Origin of the sequence: Aeromonas sp. 603404 (genome assembly GCF_049171775.1) — a bacterium.
Lineage (GTDB): Bacteria > Pseudomonadota > Gammaproteobacteria > Enterobacterales > Aeromonadaceae > Aeromonas > Aeromonas veronii_A.
In genome coordinates this window covers 89,312-105,746 of record NZ_JAAKPE010000015.1, presented here as the reverse complement: position 1 = coordinate 105,746, position 16,435 = coordinate 89,312, and the positions used below count along the sequence as shown (strand labels likewise).

15 protein-coding genes are annotated in these 16,435 nt (G+C 60.9%); 7 read left to right on the top strand and 8 right to left on the bottom strand.

The window, feature by feature from the left end:
• Positions 1-194: 194 nt before the first annotated feature.
• Positions 195-434 carry an alternative ribosome-rescue factor A gene (locus G5306_RS17660; RefSeq protein WP_421313312.1) on the top strand — a complete coding sequence of 80 codons (240 nt, stop codon included), beginning with the start codon at positions 195-197 and terminating at the stop codon, positions 432-434.
• Positions 435-648: 214 nt separating this feature from the next.
• Here G5306_RS17660 and hemW read toward each other — a convergent pair whose 3' ends face one another.
• On the bottom strand, positions 649-1,794 hold the full coding sequence (gene hemW, locus G5306_RS17655; protein WP_201987902.1) for a radical SAM family heme chaperone HemW: 1,146 nt from the start codon (positions 1,792-1,794) through the stop codon (positions 649-651).
• A gap of 90 nt (positions 1,795-1,884) precedes the next feature.
• Positions 1,885-2,481, bottom strand: coding sequence for an RdgB/HAM1 family non-canonical purine NTP pyrophosphatase (gene rdgB, locus G5306_RS17650; RefSeq protein WP_005340539.1), 597 nt, complete (start codon positions 2,479-2,481; stop codon positions 1,885-1,887).
• Positions 2,482-2,719: 238 nt separating this feature from the next.
• Between rdgB and G5306_RS17645 the strand changes: the two genes are divergently transcribed.
• From G5306_RS17645 to G5306_RS17635, 3 genes are all read left to right on the top strand, one after another.
• Positions 2,720-3,883, top strand: coding sequence for a multidrug effflux MFS transporter (locus tag G5306_RS17645; RefSeq protein ID WP_005340537.1), 1,164 nt, complete (start codon positions 2,720-2,722; stop codon positions 3,881-3,883).
• Between the two features lie 135 nt (positions 3,884-4,018).
• Complete coding sequence (locus G5306_RS17640) at positions 4,019-5,068, top strand: oxidoreductase (RefSeq protein WP_421313310.1); 1,050 nt, start codon at positions 4,019-4,021, stop codon at positions 5,066-5,068.
• 309 nt (positions 5,069-5,377) lie between these two features.
• Positions 5,378-5,626 (top strand): hypothetical protein, encoded by a 249-nt coding sequence (locus G5306_RS17635; RefSeq protein WP_005340533.1) that lies wholly within the window; start codon positions 5,378-5,380, stop codon positions 5,624-5,626.
• Positions 5,627-5,688: 62 nt separating this feature from the next.
• Here G5306_RS17635 and rimJ read toward each other — a convergent pair whose 3' ends face one another.
• Both rimJ and G5306_RS17625 read right to left on the bottom strand, forming a co-directional pair.
• Entirely contained in the window at positions 5,689-6,240 is a 552-nt protein-coding gene (gene rimJ, locus G5306_RS17630; RefSeq protein WP_058058671.1) for a ribosomal protein S5-alanine N-acetyltransferase, read from the bottom strand.
• Positions 6,240-6,794 carry a GNAT family N-acetyltransferase gene (locus tag G5306_RS17625; protein WP_058058672.1) on the bottom strand — a complete coding sequence of 185 codons (555 nt, stop codon included), beginning with the start codon at positions 6,792-6,794 and terminating at the stop codon, positions 6,240-6,242. The genes rimJ and G5306_RS17625 overlap by 1 nt, the downstream gene beginning before the upstream one ends.
• 346 nt (positions 6,795-7,140) lie before the next feature.
• Here G5306_RS17625 and G5306_RS17620 point away from each other — a divergent pair, with 346 nt between their 5' ends.
• A complete protein-coding gene (locus G5306_RS17620) occupies positions 7,141-8,916 on the top strand; it encodes a M4 family metallopeptidase (protein ID WP_421313308.1) in 1,776 nt (591 codons plus the stop codon).
• Between the two features lie 32 nt (positions 8,917-8,948).
• Here the strand turns inward: G5306_RS17620 and G5306_RS17615 are convergent, their stop codons facing one another.
• Positions 8,949-9,842, bottom strand: a complete 894-nt coding sequence (locus tag G5306_RS17615; RefSeq protein ID WP_005340524.1) for a LysR family transcriptional regulator — start codon at positions 9,840-9,842, stop codon at positions 8,949-8,951.
• A gap of 92 nt (positions 9,843-9,934) precedes the next feature.
• On the opposite strand from G5306_RS17615, the gene mdtH reads away from it, so the two are divergent.
• Entirely contained in the window at positions 9,935-11,131 is a 1,197-nt protein-coding gene (gene mdtH, locus G5306_RS17610; RefSeq protein WP_005340523.1) for a multidrug efflux MFS transporter MdtH, read from the top strand.
• 138 nt (positions 11,132-11,269) lie between these two features.
• Positions 11,270-12,184 carry a bifunctional helix-turn-helix transcriptional regulator/GNAT family N-acetyltransferase gene (locus tag G5306_RS17605; protein WP_421254549.1) on the top strand — a complete coding sequence of 305 codons (915 nt, stop codon included), beginning with the start codon at positions 11,270-11,272 and terminating at the stop codon, positions 12,182-12,184.
• Positions 12,185-12,230: 46 nt separating this feature from the next.
• Here G5306_RS17605 and G5306_RS17600 read toward each other — a convergent pair whose 3' ends face one another.
• The 3 genes from G5306_RS17600 to G5306_RS17590 all read right to left on the bottom strand — a co-directional run bounded on the left by G5306_RS17600 (position 12,231) and on the right by G5306_RS17590 (position 16,415).
• On the bottom strand, positions 12,231-12,704 hold the full coding sequence (locus G5306_RS17600) for an ASCH domain-containing protein (RefSeq protein ID WP_216980118.1): 474 nt from the start codon (positions 12,702-12,704) through the stop codon (positions 12,231-12,233).
• Positions 12,705-12,761: 57 nt separating this feature from the next.
• The gene (gene prfC / locus G5306_RS17595; RefSeq protein WP_227016253.1) at positions 12,762-14,348 is read right to left on the bottom strand and encodes a peptide chain release factor 3; all 1,587 of its coding nucleotides are present in this window, start codon (positions 14,346-14,348) and stop codon (positions 12,762-12,764) included.
• A gap of 219 nt (positions 14,349-14,567) precedes the next feature.
• Entirely contained in the window at positions 14,568-16,415 is a 1,848-nt protein-coding gene (locus tag G5306_RS17590) for a diguanylate cyclase (RefSeq protein WP_421313305.1), read from the bottom strand.
• Positions 16,416-16,435: the final 20 nt, after the last annotated feature.

Here is a 16,435-nt window from a genome sequence, read left to right as displayed (position 1 = left end):
GTGCCTGGCTCAGTGTGACTGACTCGGCGCCGCCGACGCATTGCTCCGGCGGCGATTTGGTGACAAAATCGCCGCGTTTTTAACCGGAGCCAGTGCATCCGGTTGCCGGGCGCTAGCCTGAACAGGCGCCCGCAGCGAAAACCGCCATCCAGACACAAGAATCAACACACCAAGAGAAAAGAAGAGGAGCCATCATGGCCAAAATTCGGGTCGACCAACCCGCCCTCCCCCGTGAGGAAAATGCGCAAGGGGGCTGCTATGCCCATCAGCACGGCGAAATAAAGGATAACCATCTGCACGCCCTGCTCTCCGATCCCCTGTTTCGCAGCCGGGTCGAGCGCAACAAAAAGGGCAAGGGGAGTTACCAGCGCAAGGCCAAATTCGGCAAGCGGTGGGAGCCCGGCCAACAGCAGATGCTCCGCGTCTGCTACTGAGCGGGTTTCTACCGACCAAAACAATCAGGGCGCCATTGGCGCCCTGATTGTTATCTCGAAACACGGTTCGCCAAAACTGGCTCACGACCTGTCGCGAGAAGCTGTCAGCGAGGTGAAGAGCAGCGCAGGAACCGGAGCGTATAGAGATACGTGAGGCTTCCGAGCAGCGCATGAACCTTGATCACGGCTTCGCAGCCAGATCGTGAGCCAGTTTTCACTCATCCATAAACAGTTCGAGCAATACGTTCAGATAGCGATGGCCGAGAGAAGTGAGCTGCCAGCTATCCCCCAAATCCTCGATCAGCTCCTTGCTTTGGGCGATGGCGAGCACTGTCTCCACCCGTTCCAGCGGCAAGCCGGTATAGGCCTCGAACTCCACCTTGGGGGCAGGTTCAAACAGGCGGAAGCGGTTCATAAAGTATTCGAGCGGCAGATCGTCTGCCGTCACCTGCCACTGCTCGTCCAGATAGGGGCGACTCTTGTCCAGATACCCTTTCGGATGCTTCACCTTGGCGGTGCGCAGGATCTGTTGGTTCGCGAGATCGGTCACCTTGCCGTGGGCGCCACAGCCGATCCCCAGATAGTCGCCAAAGCGCCAGTAGTTGAGGTTGTGATGGCACTGATAGCCCTCTTTGGCATAAGCCGAGATTTCGTACTGGCGATAACCGCTGGCGGTAAGCATGGCGTGGCCCTGTTCGTAGATATCCCACAGGGTGTCATCTTCCGGCAGTTTGGGCGGTTTGGAGGCAAATGCCGTGTTCGGCTCTATGGTGAGCTGATACCAGGATAGGTGTGGCGGGGCGCAGTCGATCGCCTGCTGCAGGTCATAAAGGGCGTCATCCAGACTCTGATCCGGCAGACCGTGCATCAGATCCAGATTGAAGGTAGGCAACTTGATGGCATGGGCCAGTGCAGCGGCCTTGCGCGCCTCTTCCGGGCCGTGAATGCGACCGAGGCGGGTCAGCTTCTCCTGCTGAAAGCTCTGCACCCCGATGGAGATACGGTTGATGCCGGCGAGCTGGAAACCGGCGAACTTATCCGCCTCCACCGTGCCCGGGTTGGCCTCCATGGTGATCTCGCAATCTGCGGTGAGCGGAATGCGGGCCCGCACCCCGTCCAGCAAGGTTTGCATCGCCTCCACCGTCAACAGGCTGGGGGTGCCGCCGCCGATAAAGATCGAGGAGAGCGGCCGCCCCTGCGCCCACTTCAGATCCTGATCCAGATCCTCCAGCAGGGCGGCGACATATTCGAGGTGAGGCAACTCCCCCTTCTGGGCATGGGAGTTGAAGTCACAATAAGGGCACTTCTGGACGCACCAGGGCACATGAATATAGAGAGAGAGCGGCGGCAGTTGCAGCATGGGGCTTCCAATAAAACGGGGGCTCAAGGCCCCCATTGTAGATGACTATGTGTAATTGACCGTGTGTAACCGACAAAGTGGCGAAGTGACTCAGTGCGCCGCAGCCAGCGCCGCTTTGAGCTTGGCCAGCGCCTGACCGCGATGGCTGAGCTGGTTCTTCAGCTCGGCGGGCATCTGGGCGGCGGTGCAGTCGTGATCCGGCACGAAGAAGACGGGGTCATAGCCAAAGCCATGTTGACCGCGCGGCTCATCGATGATCATCCCTTCCCAGCTCGCCTGACAGATGATGGGGGTGGGATCGTCAGCGTGGCGCATATAGACCAGCACACACCAGAAGCGGGCGCTCTTCAGGTACTCGGGGGCACCTTGCAGCTCGCCGAGCAGCTTCTCGATGTTGGCCTTGTCACCGGCACCCACACCGGCAAAGCGGGCGGAGTAAACACCGGGGCGCCCTTGCAGCAGATCGACTTCCAGACCGGAGTCATCGGCCACGGCGGGCAAACCGGTAATGCGGGCGGCGTGGCGGGCCTTGATGATGGCATTCTCGACGAAGGTGGTGCCGGTCTCATCGGCATCGGAGACCGCAAACTCGCTCTGTGGGATCACCTGGATCTTCATATCGGCCAGCATGGCGGCCAATTCCTTCACCTTTTTCTGGTTACCTGTTGCCAGGACAAGCTTGTTCATCGAGCACCTCCGCAAAAATAATCTGCGCATTCTATGCGGCGCAAGCGTTTAGTAAAAGCGCCAATTACACCCGCTGTGATGGGGTTACGGGGGATTTGCCACCATCGAATAACCAGCTTTTTAATACATGTTTCCATAATGGAATAACCAAAGTGATTAAATACCATTTCTATTCATTACTGTGAGTCAGTAGACTCGCGCCCCAATTCATTAACCTGGCTGACTAAAGAGGTGACAGATGCCATTGATACTTTTACTCGTACTACTGGTGCTGTTCAGTCCGCTGGCTATCGACATCTACCTGCCCGCCATTCCGCAGATGGCCGAGCAGCTGGGCGCCGAAGTAACCCTGATGCAGGGCACCATCACCTGGTTCCTGTTCAGCATGGGACTGGGGCAACTACTTGTTGGCCCGCTGGCCGATCGCTACGGTCGCAAGCCCATCGCGCTGGGCGGCGTGCTGCTCTATGGCCTGAGCGCGCTGGGGGCCGGCTTTGCCGCCAGCCTCGGCGAATTGATGCTGGCCCGGGTGCTGCAGGGCTTCGGCGCCTGCGCCACCTCGGTCGCCGCCTTCTCGGTGGTGCGTGACAGCTACGGCCCGAAAAAGAGCGGCCAGATGATCTCCTATCTCAATGGAGCCATCTGCTTTATTCCTGCGCTGGCCCCCCTGCTCGGTGGCTGGCTCACCGCCAAGGCAGGCTGGTCTGCCAACTTCTGGTTTATGGCCGGTTATGCGCTCATCGTCGGCAGCTGGCTGATGTGGCGGATGCCGGAGACCCGCCCGGAGGAGACCCGTAGCGAAGGGGCCCTCATCAGCTGGTCTCGCTACAGCCCGGTGCTGCGCTCCCCCAGCTTCCTGTTCAACGCGGCGCTGTGCATGCTGGCGATGGCGGTGATCCTCGCTTATGTCACCGCCGCACCGGTGCAGCTGATGGTGAAACTGGGGCTGGATATGAGCGGCTTTAGCTACTGGTTTACCGCCAACGCTGCGCTTAACATTCTGGCCTGTTTCATGGCCCCGCGCTTTATTGCCAAGGTAGGACCAAGACGCACCCTGCGTATCGGCCTGCTGGTACTGATGCTCTCGGCCATCACCCTGACCCTCGCGATGCACATCGAACATCCGCTGGCGATGATGGGGCCGGTATTCCTCTCCAGCATCGGCTTTGCCATGATTCTGGGCTCGGCCGCCGGGATGGCGCTGGCACCATTCGGCCACTGCGCCGGTACCGCCGCCGCCCTGCTCGGCCTGTTCCAGATGAGCGGATCCGGCGCGTTGGTTGGCCTGACCGGCGCCCTGATGCACGACCCGCTGAGCCAGCTGGCGCTGCATATGTGGCTGCTGCTGCCGCCCTTGGTGATGCTGATGACCCGACGCGGTCGCCGCTTGTGTTTGCAATAAATCCTGTGCTCTGATGGGCACACTCAGGGGGCCATCGGCCCCCTTCTCGTTTGTATCGCCTTTACAACGAATGGCCATCCGGCAGAGAGCCTGCGATGGCAACCCCACTCACTCGATGTCAGCGGAGAACTCCCGATGAGCCACACTCTCAACGCAGCCCTGGTGGGCTATGGCTTTGCAGGCAAGACCTTTCACGCCCCCTTCCTCTCCACCACCCCGGGCTTGTCCCTCAGTTGGGTGGTGAGCCGCGATGCCGCCAAGGTGCAGGCCGATCTGCCCGGCTGCCGGGTCGGTTCACTGGAGGAGGTGCTAAGCGATGAGACCGTCGATCTGGTGGTGATCGCCACCCCCAACGACACCCACGCTCCTCTGGCCCGCCAGGCGCTGCTGGCAGGCAAACATGTGGTGATCGACAAGCCCTTTGCACTGGATCTGGCCGAGGCGCAAGCGCTGGTCGAGCTGGCCGAAAAGCAGCAGCGGCTGCTCAGTATCTTCCACAACCGGCGCTGGGATGGAGATTTTCTTACCGTGCGCCGTTTGATTGGCGAGGGGACGCTGGGGCAGATCGCCCAGTTCGAATCCCACTTCGATCGCTATCGCCCCGAAGTGCGCCAGCGCTGGCGCGAAGCGGGTGGCCCGGGTTCCGGCCTCTGGTTCGATCTCGGCCCCCATGTGCTGGATCAGGCATTGCAGCTGTTCGGCCAGCCGGACTGGTTGCAGGCCGATCTGGCCGAGCAGCGCCCCGGCGCACAGGCGGACGACTACTTCCATGTGGTGCTGGGTTACGGTGCTCTGCGGGTTATTCTGCATGGCAGCTGTCTGGTCTCGGCCACCATGCCGCGTTTCATCGTCCACGGCAGCCAGGGCTCGTTCGTGAAATTCGGTATGGATGTGCAGGAAGATCAACTCAAGCTGGGCAAGCGGCCGCCGGCGGCGGATTGGGGCATGGATAGCGAACCCGGTCAGCTCAGCCGCATTGTCGATGGTCAGTTGCAGCAGCAGAGCGTGGTGGGTGAGGCGGGGGATTATGGCGCCTACTATCGCGGTGTCTGCGCCGCCATCAAGGGCGAAGGGAGCAACCCGGTGCCAGCAAGTGAAGCGCTGGCGGTGATGGCGCTGCTGGATCTGGCCCGTCAGAGCCACCTTGAGGGAAAACGGCTGCCCTGTCAGAAGCTGTCTGACTAAGGTGCGGGTCATCGGCCGCGCTTGACCAACCTTGACCTTGCTAAACCGCCACAAGATGGCAGTAAAGTGGTGTTTTATTGTGCAATCAGTGCCATTTAACGGCATCTTGTATTGATATCAGTCGTTGCAGTGGAGCTTTTTATCCACGGCACGAAAAAATGTCATTGTGATATCCGTTTTCATCGGTAACTAATGGGGCTATATTGCGCCCGCCTGCTGCCTCCCGGCTTCTTGTTTCAATACCGGGCAACGGTGGGCGCTGTGATGGTTGCACAGACCATCTCTCCATCTTTTTTTGAGGGAATGCACATGAACAAAGTACTGGTAGCCGGTATCCTGGGTCTGATGTTGACTGCTTGCGGTCAGAAAGAAGAAAAAGCTGCCGCTCCTGCTGCTGCTCCGGCCGCCGAAGTTGCTGCCACTGTAGAAAAAGCCGCTAGCGAAGCCACCTCTACCGTAGAGAAGGCCACCTCCGAAGCGACTGCAACCGTAGAAAAAGCTGCTACCGAAGCCGCTACCAAGGTTGAAGCTGCAGTGAGCGATGCCAAGGCCAACTAAGCCTGCACCTCATTCGAAGACGGGTCCGAAGGCAACTTCGGGCCCGTTTTTTTATCTGTCGTTCAGGGCGCCGGATTAATCAGCGAGGTGAGGATGTGATCCTCCCAGCGGCCATTGATCATCAGATACGCCCGCGCGAATCCCTCACGCTCGAAACCGAGCCGCTCCAGCAAGGCGCCACTGCGCTGATTGGCAGGCATATAGCAAGCCATGATGCGATGCAGATCGTGCTCCTGAAACAGGTAGTCGATGGCGGCTGACAGCACCTCTCCCATCACCCCCTGCCCCTGATGCTGCTGGTCGATGGCATAGCCCAGATGACACGCCTTGAAGACCCCCATCAGGATATTGCTGAAGTTGCAGGTGGCGATCACCCGCTCGCCAGCCGGATCGAGGGCCACCAGATTGACGCCGGTACCGTTGAAGAACTGGCTGTAGCTATCCTGCAGCCGGTTATGCCAGTAAGAAAGCGTGTAGAAATGGTCATCGCGCAGCGGCTCCCAGGGGGCGAGATGGGCACGGTTGCGCCGGTAGAAGTCGAGCATCATGGGGGCCTGATCCGGCGACAGTATGGTCAGGTGGGTGCGGGCCGTCTTGATATGTGGCAGCGACATCAGGACTCCCGCTGTCTTAGCCACTCATCGCGCAGCAAGCTGTAGTGGGCATGGTCCACAATCCGGTTGCCCAGCCGCTCTGCACGCCGGGTCACCCCCTCCAGCTGCATCCCGAGCCGTTCACAAACAGCCCTGCTGGGCTCGTTATCGGTGGCGGCGCTGATCTCCACCTTCTCCATCCCCATCTCCTCGAAGGCGTGGTGGATCAGGGCCTGACAGGCCCGGGTGATGATACCGTTGCCCTGCCAGCGCTCCGCCAGCCAGTAACCGATGACCACCTTGCCAAGGTCGTGATTGATGCTGTTGTAACCTATGACCCCCACCACCTCCCCCTGATACTCGATGGCAGTGGTGAGCCCCTCGCCGCGGGCGAACTTCTCGATGGCACTGCGAATGAAGAGGGCGCTGTCAACGGGGCGCTGGATCAGTGGCGGCCAGGGTAGCCACTGGGAGAGGTACTCCCGGTTGTCATTGCAGAGGGCAAACAGTTCGCTCGCCATATCTGGCTGCAAGAAGAGCAGCGCAAGCTCGTCGTCCAACTGCCATGAAAACATGGGATTCTCCTTTCAAATCAGTGATCAAATAGCGAATCAGCACCCAATGTAGCCAATCGCCACTGGCCGCGCCAGCCACTTTTACGGCCCCCCTCCGGCAGGCTTCGCAGAGGGTGACAGCGCACGTACTCTCCTCCCTCAAAAGAGGAGGGTGGGTGTCCGAAACCGGATAATGCTCTCCACATGGCGCCGACGAATGCCCCCAAACGGCACTTTGGCAGATCCTGCTACCCCTTTGTGCTGCGCTGTCACTTTTGACAGGGGGCACTTTCCCCCACCGGCACTAGCTTCAAAACGCCCGACCTTCGGTCGGTTTATCAATCTCATCGATTTAAGGAAAGAAGAGATGAATAAAATTTATCTGGCCGTTGCGCTGGCCTGCTGGGGAAGCGCCGCACTGGCGGCGCAAGAGGTAGAGATCAACGTAACGGCAAACGGCATCCGGGCCATGACAGGCCTCAGTGCCGCGAGTGGTACCTTGCAGCTGGAAGATGGCGAGTTTCGTCAGGTGCGGGTGGTCAAGCTGCCCAACGGCCAGCAGCGGATCCGCTACGAGCAGGTCTGGAACGGCATCCCGGTAATGGGTCAGGTGGTGGTGGCTGACAAGAGCCTGAACGGCCAGCTGCAGCAGGCCAGTGGACGCATGCTGCGCCAGATCGATCAGGACGTGGCAAGCCCGGCCGCCACCCTCTCGCCACAGGATGCCGCCAGCAAGGCCAAGGCGGGCAGCAAGGGGAGCAACGAGCAGGTCAAACTCTACGTGATGCAGGATGAGAACGGGCTGGCTCGGCTGGTTTATCAGGTCTCCTTCATCGCCGAAGGTGACAAACCGAGCCGCCCCTTCGTCATCCTTGATGCCCAGAGCGGCGAGGAGCTCAAACGCTGGGAGGGGATCAACCACAAGGACGCCACCGGCCCGGGGGGCAACATCAAGACCGGCAAATACTTTTACGGCACCGACTTTGGCCCGCTCATCGTGGATGACAACTGCCGGATGACCAGCCCCAACGTCGATACCATCAACCTCAACCACGCCACCTCAGGCGGTGCCATCCACCAGTTCACCTGTCCGGAGAACCGTGTCAAGGAGATCAACGGCGCCTACTCGCCCCTCAACGACGCCCACTACTTCGGCAACGTGGTGTTCGACATGTACCGCAACTGGTACAACACGGCGCCCCTCACCTTCAAACTGAAGATGCGGGTTCACTACAGCAAGAATTACGAGAACGCCTTCTGGGATGGCAGCCAGATGACCTTTGGTGATGGCGCCACCACCTTCCACCCGCTGGTCAGCCTCGATGTGGCGGCCCACGAGGTGAGCCACGGCTTTACCGAGCAGAACTCCGGGCTGATCTATTCAGGACAATCCGGCGGCATCAACGAGGCCTTCTCCGATATGGCGGGGGAAGCGGCCGAGTTCTACATGAAGGGGAGCAACGACTGGCTGGTCGGCGCCCAGATCTTCAAGGGCAACGGCTCCCTACGCTACTTCGAGGATCCGACCCGGGATGGCAGATCCATCGGCCATGCCGCGGATTATCAGGAGGGGATGGATGTACACCACAGCTCCGGGGTCTACAACCGCGCCTTCTACCTGCTCGCCACCAGCAGCGGCTGGAACACCCGCAAGGCATTTGAAGTGTTCTTGCTGGCCAACCGCCTCTACTGGGGCGCCAACACCAACTACCAGCAAGGGGCCTGCGGCGTCAGCCGGGCGACCGCCGATCTGGGTTACAGTCAGGAGGATGTGGCACGGGCCTTCCAGACCGTCGGGGTCGATGCCAGCTGCGGCAGCACGCCGCCACCGAGCGACAACGTGCTGCAAAACGGCGTGCCGGTGAGCAACCTCGCCGCCAGCAAGGGGGGCAAGCTCAACTACACCCTGAACGTACCGGCGGGCACTAGGTCGCTGCAGATCAGCAGCAGCGGCGGTACCGGAGATGCCGACCTCTACGTCCGCTTTGGCAGCGCCCCCACCAGCAGCAGTTACGACTGCCGCCCCTACAAGGGGGGCAATAACGAAAGCTGCTCGTTCACCAATCCCAAGGCAGGCACCTGGCATGTGCAGCTGTCAGGGTTTACAGCGTTCAGCGGCGTGACCCTCAAGGCCAGCTACTGATCCACCCGATGCGGGCCTTGTCCCGCATCGCTCTACTCATTGCGCCACCGTTTCGCCAGCGTGCGGGCGGTGGCCAACACGGTTTCCCGGGCCGGGTTGGGCCGCTTGCCACCTCGCCACGCCATCATCACATCCCAATGCTCTTGCGGCAGATTGCGCACATCTAGCCTGACCAGCCGCCCCACCTCCAGATCCCGCTTGATGGCCAGCTCCGGCATCAAAGTGATAAACCCGTGTTCCAGCGCCAGATCCCGCGCCGCACTGGCGGGCTGCACCGCATGCAGGGGGCTGGCCGCCCGCCGCAGCCGCCGCAACTGCTGGATAAAGACGTCACACCCCGGCCCCCACACCTGAGGTGCCAGCCGCTGGTCGGCAATATCCTCCAGGGTGAGGCCGTGACAACCGGCCAGCGGATGCAATGGCGAGGCGATAGCGATAATGGGGGAGCAACAGAGCAGCTCCATCTGCAGGCCCGCAACCGGCGGGCGCTTGAGCACAAAGCCGATATCGGCCTCCCCGGTCAGCAGCGACTGCATGATCTCGCCGGAGTGATCCGTGGTGCAGCGGATCTCGAACGGCTCGTCCACCAGCTCCATCAATAGCGAGCCAAACACCACCGAAGTGAGGGATGGCAGACTGGAGAGGCGGATACAAGGCAGTGCAGGTGCCCCCTGCAGTGCCAACCGTCCTTCACTCAGAGTGGCCAGCGCCGAGCGGGCGGCAGGGAGAAACTCCTCGCAGGCACGGGTCGGCGTCACCCCGCGCCGATGACGCTGAAACAGCGGTGCCCCGAGGCTCTCCTCCAGCTGGGCAATCCGCTGGCTCACCAGCGGCTGTGACCAGCCACGAATGGCCGCCGCCTGACTGAAGCTGCCCAGCTCGGCCACATCCAGCAGCAGTTGCAGATCGTCCAGATCCATAGACATAAATAATCCTGATATGAAATATAGGTAGTTGTCGTCTACCACTATATCTAAACCCTCTCCAGAATGAAGGTATCTGTGAATGAGAGGGCGTTATGGTCGATAGGGCGAGGTTTTGGGGACGCTGGTTTCTGGCGCTGGATACCACACTGGTGATCCTGGGTTTCTTTGTGGTGATGCCGATGATCAGCCTGCGCTTCGTCGATCAACTCGGCTGGGCGGCCGGTCTGGTGGGGCTGGCCCTCGGCCTGCGCCAGCTGACCCAGCAGGGACTGGGGATCTTCGGCGGCTCGCTGGCCGACCGTTTCGGCGCCCGCCCACTCATCGTCACCGGCATGCTGTTGCGCGCCGTCGGCTTCGCCACCCTGGCCTGGGCCGACAGTGGCGCCATGCTGATCTTCTCCTGCTTCCTCTCCGGACTGGGCGGTTGCCTGTTCGACCCGCCACGGGCGGCACTGGTGATCAAATTTACCCGTCCCCATGAACGGGGCCGCTTTATCTCCCTGCTGATGATGCTGGAGAGCGCAGGGGCCGTCACCGGTGCCCTGCTCGGCAGCTGGCTGCTGCGCTTTGACTTCACCTACGTCTGCCTGCTGGGGGCCGGGCTCTTCACCCTGGCGGCCCTGTGCAACTGGACCCTGCTGCCCGCCTACCGCCTCTCGGTCAAACCGACTCCGATGCGGGAAGGGTTGGGACAAGTACTGGCAGATCGCGCCTTCTGCCGACTGGTGCTGATCTTAAGCGGCTATTACATGCTGTGGGTACAGGTGATGCTGATTTTCCCCATTCTGGTCAAGCAGCTCTCCGGCACCACCACGGCAGTGGGCTGGATGTACAGCCTGGAAACGGCGCTGTCACTGGCGCTGCTCTATCCTATCGCCCGTTTCAGCGAGCGGCGCTATCGGCTGGAGAGCCGACTGATGGCAGGTATCCTGCTGATGACGGTGGGGATCGGGCTGGTCGCTTTCGTCAGCACTCTCTCCGGCATCTTCGTACTGCTGGCCTGCTTCTATCTGGGGATCATCATCTGTGAACCGGCCCGGGAGACCCTGATGACCCGGCTGGCCAACCCCACAGCCCGCGGCAGCTACATGGGCTTCAGCCGCCTCGGACTGGCGCTGGGGGGCATGACCGGCTACGTGGGCGGCGGTTCCCTCTATGACTTCTCGCTGCAACAGGGACAACCGGCCCTCCCCTGGCTGGTGCTGGGCACCATAGGCGTCGCCACCATGTTGCTGCTCGCCCGCTGCTTCTCCCGCCGCCCGGAGCTGGCCATCAGAGCCGCCGCCTGACGCCCCCCTGCCTACGGCAGCCCCGACAACGGGGCTGCAGCTCACCCCATATTCTGCAAGCCATCACAGCAAAAGGTTGCGAATTACAACTTTTACGCTATTTTAGTTGTCATACACAACTAAACAGGAAACCACGATATGGATCCCCGTCCCCTGCGCGCCCTGTCGCGCGATCTGGTTCGCGAACTCGGCATGCTCTCCCAGCAGTGCGGCTATCTGGCCCTCACCCCCATCGAGGCTCACCTGCTGATCGAGCTGGAAAACGCCCCGGCCACCAACCAGCAGCTGGCAGAAAAGCTGCACATCGACAAATCCAACGCCAGCCGCCCGCTTGCGCGCCTCGCCGAGCGGGATCTCATCAGCTGGCACCCGCACCCCTCCGACGGCCGCAGCAAGGAGGCCCGCCTCACCGTCAACGGTCAGGGGATGCTGCTGGAGTTGCACCGGGAGATGGACGGGGCGATGGAAGAGATGCTGGCGCAGTTGAGCCTGCCCGAGCGGGAGCAGCTGTGGCAAGGGCTGCGGCTCTATCGCAGCGCCCTCTCCCGCGCCCGTCGCCAGCGGGGCTACCAGATCCGCCCCATCACGGCGGCGGACAATGCCCAGATCGCCTTGGTGATCCGCGCCGTCTCGGCCGAATATGGCCTCACCGCCGACAAGGGGTATGGGGTCTCGGATCCCAATCTCGACACCCTCTCCCAGAGCTATCAGGGGGAGAAGAGTCGCTACTGGGTTATCGAAGGGCCGGACGGTTCCATCCTCGGCGGTGGCGGTATCGCGCCATTGGCGGGAGAAGAGGGAGTCTGCGAGCTGCAGAAGATGTACTTTATGCCCGCCCTGCGCGGACTGGGCCTTGGCAAACGGCTGGTGTTGCAAGCGCTGGATGCCGCTCGTGGTTTGGGCTATCGCCGCTGCTATCTGGAGACCACTGAGGTACTGCGCGAAGCCACCAGCCTCTACGAATCACTGGGCTTTGAACACTTGCCCGGCCCCCTTGGTTGCACCGGCCACGGGGATTGCGAGATCTGCATGGTGCTGGACCTGGCACTCTAAAGTGATAGCTGCAAACAGGAGTCTCCCCTGCTTGCAGCTTCGTTTATTATGGCAGCGCCACTACCCGGAATCGCTCCAGCACCAGCGTGGCGTGCTCATCAAATTCGCCCCCTTCCGCCTTCATCTCGCATTCGAAGAATGCCTTGTGCGCTTTGCGCCACCAAGCCAGAGAGCCATCGCCCTCCCCCTCCTCGGCGGCAAACGCAGCATCAATCTCATCGAATGGACACAAGGTGACTGACACCAGTTCAACCAGAGCCTTGGGGTGACCACTCCAGTCTGTTACCACCAGCAAGTCACCCTGTTCCGGCATCCGCTCGCCCTTCTCCAGATACCAGTAAGCGAGGCTACAGGTCGCTCGCTTGCGGCCTGCTGCCACCAGCTCGGCACAGAGGTTGGCATTGTGTTCATCAGCACAGAAGTAGTCCGCTGAGACATGACGAGCCCGTGCTGCCACCGGCAGGGATAACAGATAACTCTCAGCCAGAGCCGAGCAGGCAGGATTCATCGATTCAACCATCACCTCTCCTTGGTGCATAAAAAAATCCCGCCATCTGGCGGGATTTGGTAAGCAGTATCAGTGCTCGCGAGTCTGGCGGAACTGCACGTCGGGGTGGCGCTCCTGTGCCAGGCGCAGGTTGACCATGGTCGGCGCGATGTAGGTGAGGTTGTCACCGCCATCGAGGGCCAGGTTGACCTCGTTCTTGCGCTTGAACTCTTCGAACTTCTTGACGTCGGTCCCTTCCACCCAGCGGGCGGTGGAGACGTTGACCGCCTCGTAGATGGCCTCGACGTTGTACTCGCTCTTGAGGCGCGAAACCACCACGTCAAACTGCAGCACACCGACCGCACCAACGATGAGATCGTTGCTGATCAGCGGGCGGAACACCTGCACAGCGCCCTCTTCGGAGAGCTGGACCAGCCCCTTGAGCAGCTGCTTCTGCTTGAGCGGATCGCGCAGGCGGATGCGGCGGAACAGTTCCGGCGCAAAGTTCGGGATACCGGTGAACTTGAGATCCTCACCCTGGGTGAAGGTGTCGCCGATCTGGATGGTACCGTGGTTGTGCAGACCGATAATGTCACCGGCGAAGGCGTCTTCCGCCTGCTCACGGTCACCGGCCATAAAGGTCACGGCGTCGGAGATGTTTACATCCTTGCCGATGCGCACGTGGCGCATCTTCATGCCCTTGCTGTAAGTGCCTGACACGATACGCATAAAGGCGATACGGTCACGGTGTTTCGGATCCATGTTTGCCTGGATCTTGAACACGAAGCCGGAGAACTTCTCCTCGGTCGCCACCACTTCGCGGCTCTCGGCCTTGCGCGGCATGGGAGACGGCGCCCAGTCGGTCAGGCCATCCAGCATGTGGTCGACACCGAAGTTGCCAAGCGCAGTACCGAAGAAGACCGGGGTCATCTCGCCAGCGATAAAGGCATCGTGATCGAACTCGGGGGAGGCGCCCTGCACCAGCTCCAGCTCGTCACGCAGCTGCTGGGCCAGATCTTCGCCGACGGCGGCATCCAGATCCGGGTTGTTCAGCCCCTTGACCACCCGCTTCTCCTGGATGGTGTGGCCCTGACCGCTCTGATAGAGATAGGTCTCATCCTTGTAGAGGTGATAGACACCCTTGAAGGATTTGCCGCAGCCGATGGGCCAGGTGATGGGGGCGCACATGATCTTCAGCTCGCGCTCCACCTCGTCCATGACTTCCATCGGATCGCGCACTTCGCGGTCCAACTTGTTCATGAAGGTGAGGATGGGGGTATCACGCAGACGGGTCACTTCCATCAGCTTGCGGGTCCGGTCTTCAACACCCTTGGCGGCATCGATGACCATCAGGCAGCAGTCGACCGCGGTCAGGGTGCGGTAGGTATCTTCAGAGAAGTCCTCGTGACCCGGGGTGTCGAGCAGGTTGACCAGACAATCGGCATAGGGGAACTGCATCACCGAGGTGGTGATGGAGATACCACGCTGCTTCTCCATCTCCATCCAGTCGGATTTGGCGTGCTGGCCCGAGCCACGGCCCTTGACGGTACCGGCGCGCTGAATGGCCTGTCCGAACAACAGGACTTTCTCGGTGATGGTGGTTTTACCCGCATCCGGGTGCGAAATGATCGCAAAAGTGCGTCTCTTGGAGACTTCACTCAGAAATTCAGCTGACATAATTCAACGTTCTTCTATTGGGCGGTGGCATCAACCACCGTGGGAATAAATCCGGAATGCCGCTCACGGCACATGTATACGCAACGAAAGCCACGCCAGCTGGCGTGTTGCCAACCAGGTGGAGAGAGGGAGGAGGGTTGCGTTACATGGGTCTTCTCGCCTGAGTCAAAGCAAAATTGCGCGACATTATACCCGCGCGAGTGAAAAATACCCAGTCCGTCAGTCGTCTGTTTCCACCCGGTTGCGCCCGGCCCCTTTTGCCCGGTAGAGAGCCTCATCCGCACGCCGGATCAACGCGGCCAGATCCTGATCATCATCGCGCTGGCAGGCACACCCGATGCTGATGGTCACCGGATGGGACAAACCGGGCAACGCCCGTTGGCCGACCCTGGCGCGGATCCGCTCAGCCAAACGGGACGCCTCCTCCAGCCCCGTCTCCGGCAGCAGTGCCAAAAACTCCTCTCCACCGGTACGGCCCAGCAGATCCTGCTGCCGCAACTCTCTTGCCACCATTCTGGATACCCACTGCAGTACCCGATCTCCCTGATGATGACCCAGCGAATCGTTGATCCGCTTGAAGTGATCGATATCAAAAAGCAGCAGAGAAAAGGGCATTCGCTGCCTGCGGGCCAGCTCAAAGTGCTCGCGCCCATCCACCAGCACCCGACGCCGGTTATCGATGCCGGTCAGCTCATCGGTAAAGGCCAACCGATGCATCCGACGATTGCGCTCCAGCAACCACCTCATCGTCAGCAGAGCCACTCCACCGCAGAGCACCATCACCACCAGCAACCAGAAGCGACGCTCCTTGATCTGCGCCAGCTCCTGCCGCTGCAACTGCTGCTCGACCCGCAACCGCTTGTTCTCTTCCGCCTGGCGGGTCAGTTCAAACTGGCCGCGCACCCAGGCTGTACTCTGCTCTCGCTGCATCTGGTCGAGGCGCTGCTCTTGCACCAAATGATCCCGCAAGGCCGCCAGCGCAGCCGGATAGTCCCGTTGCAGCTCGAATGCTTCGCTGCGCACTGCGTAGAGATCCATCAGGTAACGAGTGTGCCCCTCAGCCTTCAGGATCGGTTCAATCTTCGCCAGTGCGCTCAAGGCCGGGACCGGATCCCGCATTTTCACCTGCAGTTTGGCCATTACCAGCTCGAGATGGGCGTGGAGGATAGGATCAACTTCAGGGGTGAGCACGCCTGCTGCCTGCGCCAGCAAGCGTCCGGCCTGCTCCAGGCGCGCCAGACCGAGCAGAGCCTCCGCCAGCATCACTTGACGATCCGCATGTTCAATCCGGTACTCGGGTTGTTGCAAAAAGGCGAGACTACGTTCGAGCTCCTGCTGCGCTTCCTGATAGCGCCCCGTCTCCAGATAGACCAGAGCCAGCTGCTCTCTCATCCTGGCCAAACCGAACCCGTCATGGTTGTGGGCAAAGTGTTCATGCAACCGGTTCAGGGTAGTGAGCGCCTCGGCATAGAGACCCATGCGGCGAAACGCGGCGGCAATCTCGAGCTGCGCCCGGTTATACCAGGTGGTCAATCCCAACCGTTCGTAGATGTCGTGCGCCCTGGTGAGATCCACCAGCCCCAGCCCTGACGCCCCCTGAAACGACAACATGGCTCCCCGGTGGGACAGCGCAAGCGCCTCCAGCTTGAGCACAGCGGCCTCCCCTGCCAACCGCAGCCCCTCATCATAATCCCGACGGGCCTGTGCCACCTCGCCGAGCAGCTGATTGAACCAGCCACGACAGATGAGTAACTCGGCAATGGCTGCGTCATCTCCCCGTTGTTGAGCCAGCACCAGTTGGCTGTCGGCATACGCAATCGCACGGCGAGACGCCTGGATGTCATCGGCAGATTGGGCCCAGCAAGCCAGACGACTGATCCGCATCAGCTGGGACGGTGGATAGTCGCTGCCATCCCGCAGCAAGCGAGCAACGCGCTCCCGCAGCAACTCGATAGGCTGATGGACCTGCTCCATCTCCTCCAGTTCATTTTCCAACTGCTCGGGGGACAAGGGTCTGGCTGCCAGCCCGAATACCGCCAGCAACAGCAGCAAGGCAAGTCGGCTCATAAACACTCCGGATGAATGGG

Bases quoted from the DNA above. Each gene is read 5' to 3' on its own strand.
- G5306_RS17635 (WP_005340533.1), top strand. From the start codon at position 5,378: ATGAACAAAGTACTGGTAGCCGGTATCCTGGGTCTGATGTTGACTGCT.
- G5306_RS17615 (WP_005340524.1), bottom strand. From the start codon at position 9,842: ATGTCTATGGATCTGGACGATCTGCAACTGCTGCTGGATGTGGCCGAG.
- G5306_RS17640 (WP_421313310.1), top strand. From the start codon at position 4,019: ATGAGCCACACTCTCAACGCAGCCCTGGTGGGCTATGGCTTTGCAGGC.
- G5306_RS17620 (WP_421313308.1), top strand. From the start codon at position 7,141: ATGAATAAAATTTATCTGGCCGTTGCGCTGGCCTGCTGGGGAAGCGCC.
- prfC (WP_227016253.1), bottom strand. From the start codon at position 14,348: ATGTCAGCTGAATTTCTGAGTGAAGTCTCCAAGAGACGCACTTTTGCG.
- G5306_RS17605 (WP_421254549.1), top strand. From the start codon at position 11,270: ATGGATCCCCGTCCCCTGCGCGCCCTGTCGCGCGATCTGGTTCGCGAA.
- G5306_RS17600 (WP_216980118.1), bottom strand. From the start codon at position 12,704: ATGGTTGAATCGATGAATCCTGCCTGCTCGGCTCTGGCTGAGAGTTAT.
- G5306_RS17645 (WP_005340537.1), top strand. From the start codon at position 2,720: ATGCCATTGATACTTTTACTCGTACTACTGGTGCTGTTCAGTCCGCTG.
- rdgB (WP_005340539.1), bottom strand. From the start codon at position 2,481: ATGAACAAGCTTGTCCTGGCAACAGGTAACCAGAAAAAGGTGAAGGAA.
- mdtH (WP_005340523.1), top strand. From the start codon at position 9,935: ATGGTCGATAGGGCGAGGTTTTGGGGACGCTGGTTTCTGGCGCTGGAT.
- hemW (WP_201987902.1), bottom strand. From the start codon at position 1,794: ATGCTGCAACTGCCGCCGCTCTCTCTCTATATTCATGTGCCCTGGTGC.
- rimJ (WP_058058671.1), bottom strand. From the start codon at position 6,240: ATGTCGCTGCCACATATCAAGACGGCCCGCACCCACCTGACCATACTG.
- G5306_RS17625 (WP_058058672.1), bottom strand. From the start codon at position 6,794: ATGTTTTCATGGCAGTTGGACGACGAGCTTGCGCTGCTCTTCTTGCAG.
- G5306_RS17590 (WP_421313305.1), bottom strand. From the start codon at position 16,415: ATGAGCCGACTTGCCTTGCTGCTGTTGCTGGCGGTATTCGGGCTGGCA.
- G5306_RS17660 (WP_421313312.1), top strand. From the start codon at position 195: ATGGCCAAAATTCGGGTCGACCAACCCGCCCTCCCCCGTGAGGAAAAT.